This is a genomic window from Natrialba chahannaoensis JCM 10990 (assembly GCF_000337135.1).
Taxonomy (GTDB): Archaea; Halobacteriota; Halobacteria; order Halobacteriales; family Natrialbaceae; genus Natrialba; species Natrialba chahannaoensis.
In genome coordinates this window covers 1-4,392 of record NZ_AOIN01000054.1, presented here as the reverse complement: position 1 = coordinate 4,392, position 4,392 = coordinate 1, and the positions used below count along the sequence as shown (strand labels likewise).

Annotated in this window: 8 protein-coding genes; 4 read left to right on the top strand and 4 right to left on the bottom strand. The window is 59.0% G+C overall.

Annotated elements, in window-relative coordinates; all coding sequences use genetic code 11:
- From C482_RS20400 to C482_RS08775, 4 genes are all read left to right on the top strand, one after another.
- Positions 1 to 76 (top strand): integrase core domain-containing protein (locus tag C482_RS20400; RefSeq protein ID WP_152421990.1); only part of this gene is annotated, 76 nt, incomplete at its 5' end.
- A 364-nt stretch (positions 77 to 440) separates the two neighbouring features.
- Positions 441 to 731, top strand: a complete 291-nt coding sequence (locus C482_RS08785) for a DUF7692 domain-containing protein (RefSeq protein WP_049896588.1) — start codon at positions 441 to 443, stop codon at positions 729 to 731.
- Positions 732 to 733: 2 nt separating this feature from the next.
- Complete coding sequence (locus tag C482_RS08780) at positions 734 to 913, top strand: hypothetical protein (protein ID WP_049896587.1); 180 nt, start codon at positions 734 to 736, stop codon at positions 911 to 913.
- Positions 906 to 1,301 (top strand): hypothetical protein, encoded by a 396-nt coding sequence (locus tag C482_RS08775; protein ID WP_006167196.1) that lies wholly within the window; start codon positions 906 to 908, stop codon positions 1,299 to 1,301. The genes C482_RS08780 and C482_RS08775 overlap by 8 nt, the downstream gene beginning before the upstream one ends.
- Here C482_RS08775 and C482_RS08770 read toward each other — a convergent pair.
- The 4 genes from C482_RS08770 to C482_RS08755 all read right to left on the bottom strand — a co-directional run.
- Positions 1,298 to 1,681: a hypothetical protein gene (locus C482_RS08770; RefSeq protein ID WP_006167195.1), complete on the bottom strand. Its 384-nt coding sequence runs from the start codon at positions 1,679 to 1,681 to the stop codon at positions 1,298 to 1,300. The genes C482_RS08775 and C482_RS08770 overlap by 4 nt on opposite strands.
- A 185-nt stretch (positions 1,682 to 1,866) precedes the next feature.
- Positions 1,867 to 3,033: a hypothetical protein gene (locus C482_RS08765; protein WP_006167194.1), complete on the bottom strand. Its 1,167-nt coding sequence runs from the start codon at positions 3,031 to 3,033 to the stop codon at positions 1,867 to 1,869.
- Positions 3,026 to 3,838: a hypothetical protein gene (locus C482_RS08760; RefSeq protein WP_006167193.1), complete on the bottom strand. Its 813-nt coding sequence runs from the start codon at positions 3,836 to 3,838 to the stop codon at positions 3,026 to 3,028. Before C482_RS08760 ends, C482_RS08765 begins: the two co-directional genes overlap by 8 nt.
- A 97-nt stretch (positions 3,839 to 3,935) precedes the next feature.
- The coding region (locus C482_RS08755; RefSeq protein ID WP_006167191.1) for a hypothetical protein at positions 3,936 to 4,392 on the bottom strand (457 nt) is incomplete at its 5' end.

Sequence of the window (4,392 nt, the reverse complement as noted above, 5' to 3'; positions counted from 1 at the left end):
GTTTGTACACTACTACAACACACAACGACCACATCAATCACTCAACGGACAGACGCCAGCGGAGGTGCTAAACTAGACAGTGCCTACCGGGAGCATCAGATATTAATAGACTGAATTTTGTGATTGGTGTATCCGCATTCGTTATAACGCTAACCGTTTCAACTATCGTTCTGGTTCTTTCTGTGCTAGTTGATGGTCTGCTCTACGTGATAACTAGCGTCTAAAAGTATTCCCTTGCCACCTTGGGGTTGCACGTCGACAGAATCGATTTCCGCAATATGAACACGAACGAGTAGCACACCGTGTTCATATTGAGCCCATCGCCGTCGAGATCGGGCTGGCCGGCATGCCGATCACGCCGGGGGCCGGCCCCTTCTTTATAAACTGAGGCCGTTCGATTGAACCGAAAAAACTAGGAATAGCGGGTTGTGTTCACGGTCATGTCTCACAACGAGACGCCCGGATCGGTTCGTATCCGGACTGACGACGGGAACGAATGGCGATTCGCATCTATCCAGAAAGCCGCCCGGTTCTACGACTGCAACCGGAGCAACGCGGTCGCATTCGCCTGCGAAGATGTCGACCAACTCGTCTCTGCAGCCAGGCGAGTCCTCGAGCGCGACGACCTCACCCGCGAGCAGCGCCGGGAGATCGCCGAGACGCTCTCGACTCGAGCCGTCAGCTTCGATGTGGAGACCGAGGTCTCGGTGACGACGAAAGGTGAGATGTGACGATGACTGTTGACGATCTCCTTGAGGAGCACGGCCTCGAGTGCGCCGGCTGCGGCGATCGCTTCCCGTTGCTGTGGACTCCCGTTGACAGCGACGAGTCGTACTGCGGCGAGTGCATCGACGACGACGGCTGCGTATCAGTCGACAGTTCCGAAACCGGAGGGAACGCCGACGATGTATAACGATCCTGAACTCGAGAGGCAGTTGAAGCGGCTGAATCGGGACGCGCTCGAGCGAGTCGTGAAGGACGGACTGACCGCTCACGAGGCCGTCGAGACGAGCGCGGAAGTCCTGAACAACTCGCAAGTGATCGACGCCGAGATCGGGCCGGCGCTCCGGGCCGACGCCGAGTGGCTGCTCGAGCAGCAGCACGACGACGAGTGGAACTTTCGGAAGATGCTGGAAGACGACGGAGACGACGAGAGGGAGTTTTGCTCGGAGTGCGGTGTACTACTCCGCGAAGTCGACGGAGAGACGCTATGCACGTCTCGCTGCCCGCGTGATCCGTACTACTACGGAGACGACGACCCGCGAGTGTCCGATTCCGGGGGTACCTCGGAAAGCCGTTAGAAAACGTCTGGGATAGCTATTTTCGCCTGTTTCGTGTCCCGATGGTCACCACCGCCATGCCACTTGAGCAGCGGGAGATTCGACGCTTTGCACATCTTGTCCTTCACGATCGTGCAGCCGCTCCTGCCGTGGGGCCGGTAGACGACGAAACAATACCAGCCGTCATGTCGGCGCAACTTGTCGTGATAGGCCTTGTAGACCTTGAAGTTCCCCGGCTGACCGTCTGAGTGCTCGAGCATCGTCGATTTGATTTCGACCGGTGTTCCGTTCTGAAACCGCGCGTCGTGCCAACTGGCCCGCTCGAGCGAGAACCGACGCTTCTTCGCCATTCGTTTTTCGCACGCCGTACCGAAGTGATTCGCACGTTTCGATCGGTTCATCTCTCACCTATCGATACTTCGACTGTTCACGCGTCGCGCTCGTCGCGCGTCTTTATTTATTTCTCCTCTTGGTGCCGGGAACGAACGGCGGGCGATGGGCTGCGGTACGCGGCCCTGTCGGGCCGCGCCCATAGCTACAGTAAAGGGGTGGCTGTTGCCGCTGCCACGTTGCCAACTGTACGCTGTCACGCGATTACCTCCTCAACCTTGCCAAGCGTATCAGCGTGCAGTCCGTCTTCCCGATATTCGTTCCAGCGAGTTCGGACCCATTCGCGGCTGTACGGGACGAATTTCTCGACTTCGCGGTTTGGCATACCCTCCTCTTTGCATCTGATAACAGTCCAGATCGCCGTCTGTCGGGCTGCCTCTCCCGCTTCCATTTCCTCAGTTTCGTCGCCGTATCGCGACCATGACCAGTCTGACGCCTCTTTCGTATTGTACCGGAAGTCCGTCGGTGGTACACCTTCGATCTCTCCCTCAATGTCGGCCAGCTGTGCGTTCCGAATCGAGTCGGCGATGACAGCCTTCTTCTTGCTCACCTTCTTCACGATCGTCCCGACGCGCCACAGCATCGGATGGATCGATCGCTTGCCGTGGGCGATGTAGATGAGCGCACCACCGTACTTCCGAATCTTGTAGACCAGCGGAGCCATTTTCTTCCGGGTTTCGTGGCCCTGTTTGCCGGTCCCGCTGGCTGCGCTCGAGAACTCGTCGCCGATGAACAGCTTGTCTCGCTGGCTGTGCTCGAGCGGGTCGCCGTCCTGCTCGACCCATTCCATGAGAGTGCCGTAGTCTCCGATCCAGCCGTCTTGTACGTCGCCGTCGTCGTCGACCCAGCGGTCTTTCTCCTCGAGCGACTGGATGTTCGTACCCAGCAGTGAGTTCGACTGATGGAGCGCACGCCACCGCTGTGCGAGCAAGCACGCAAAGTCGGTCTTTCCCGCGCCCATCTCGCCCAAGACGACGATCACCGGGGCCGGGCCGTTGATGAGGTCGTCCACCGTCCCGATCGCTTTCAGTCCGCTCACGTCCGCTCGCTTTGATGTGTCGCCGACGATGTGCTTGATAGTCGGCATATCGCCGTTCTCCATGGCTTTTCGGAAGGTTTCAGTACCCTCTACCATCCGGATTTGGCGATGCTTCTCGAGGTCTTTACATTGGCCGGGCATCTTGTCGGGCCGATCGGCATCGGTTGGATCGTAGTGAACCGACCGGATAGACATTGCTCGAGAGATACTTTCGTCTCGAACGATGCCACCGTGATCGGCTATCTCTCGGTTCTCTCGCTGGCCGTAGCCTTCCTGGTACTCGCGCGCTTCGCCGGTGACGTGGAGTGCATTGTCGTCAGTCATGTGCTGTCCCTCCGTCTGCTGCGGCTGGCTGCTGGCCTTCTTGGTCGAACGTGATAGGGGCTGGTTCGGTTGGATCGAATTCCTGTTCGTACTCGCCGAGGTCGCTAATTTCGTCGGTACTCCACTCCTTGGCGTCTTCCTCGGCTGCCTCGAACCGGTCTTTCACACTCGTTTTCTGGGTCATCAATCCGCGCTCGTCTGCCTCCGCATGCGCGTTGATTGTGTCGCGTTCGATCTCGATACCCATTCGGCTGATTCGACCGCGCAACTTGTTGTAGGCGATCGCGGTCTCGACCAGTTCGCCGTGGATGTCCTCGAGCATGGCTTTCACCGTAACCAGTTTCGAGTCCGAGAGCTGTGAGAAGTAACAGCCGGTGACGATGAGCGTGCCGTCCTCGCCCTGATCTGGGTGCCAGTCGAACTCGCGCACCTCGTACGCAGATTCGTCGTTACAGAGATACGGAGACGGCCCCTCGACCGTCTTCTCGTCCCATACGCCGGGTTCGACGTACAGTTTCCGCCGTACGTCGTCGACTGCGTTGATGTGGTACACTTCGACCATGTTCCGATTCCGAAGCCAGCGTGCACCTGTCACGAACAATCCGAGCAGTGGCGGCCCAAGGAGTAGCATCGCCGCGAAGATTCCTCGAGCGACCGGCGGCATGCCGGGAATCTCTGGTCGAATCCAGATGAGTGCAGCACCGATCGAAACGGCGGCACCGGCGACGAGCAACTGTCCTTCCGCGAGCAGGTAGGTGAGCCGGTCGGACCAACTGTTGAAGGTCCCGCTGGTGTCTCCGCTCATGCTTCGATCACTCCGCTGTCTTCGCTGCGGATCACGTAGGCCGTTCCAAGCCCCGCCAGTCCGGTTGTCATGATGACGCCGGTGAANGTGTCTCCGCTCATGCTTCGATCACTCCGCTGTCTTCGCTGCGGATCACGTAGGCCGTTCCAAGCCCCGCCAGTCCGGTTGTCATGATGACGCCGGTGAAGAGGCCGGACTCACCGCCGAACGTCTCAAACGGGTTATCTTCCTGTGCTTCCATCTCGGTGCCGAGTCTGACGGTCGTCCCCTGGACCGAGACGCCGACGGTCGACGCACCATTCACTTCGCGCACGCTTGTCGAGATCGTGGTCTCGCCGGTGTCGATCTCGAACTCCTCTTGCGGGACTTCGACCGCGCCTTCCTGATCGACGCCAGCGAGTGCATCCGAGACGACGACGGTGAACGGCCGATCGGCATCGAAGGTGATCGTGGCGGTACCGTCCTCGAGCTGGTAGTCGAGAATCCGAAGGTCGTCACCGAACTCGACTTCATATTCTGGATTGGCGCTTTCGTTGCTGGTCTCCTCGGCGATC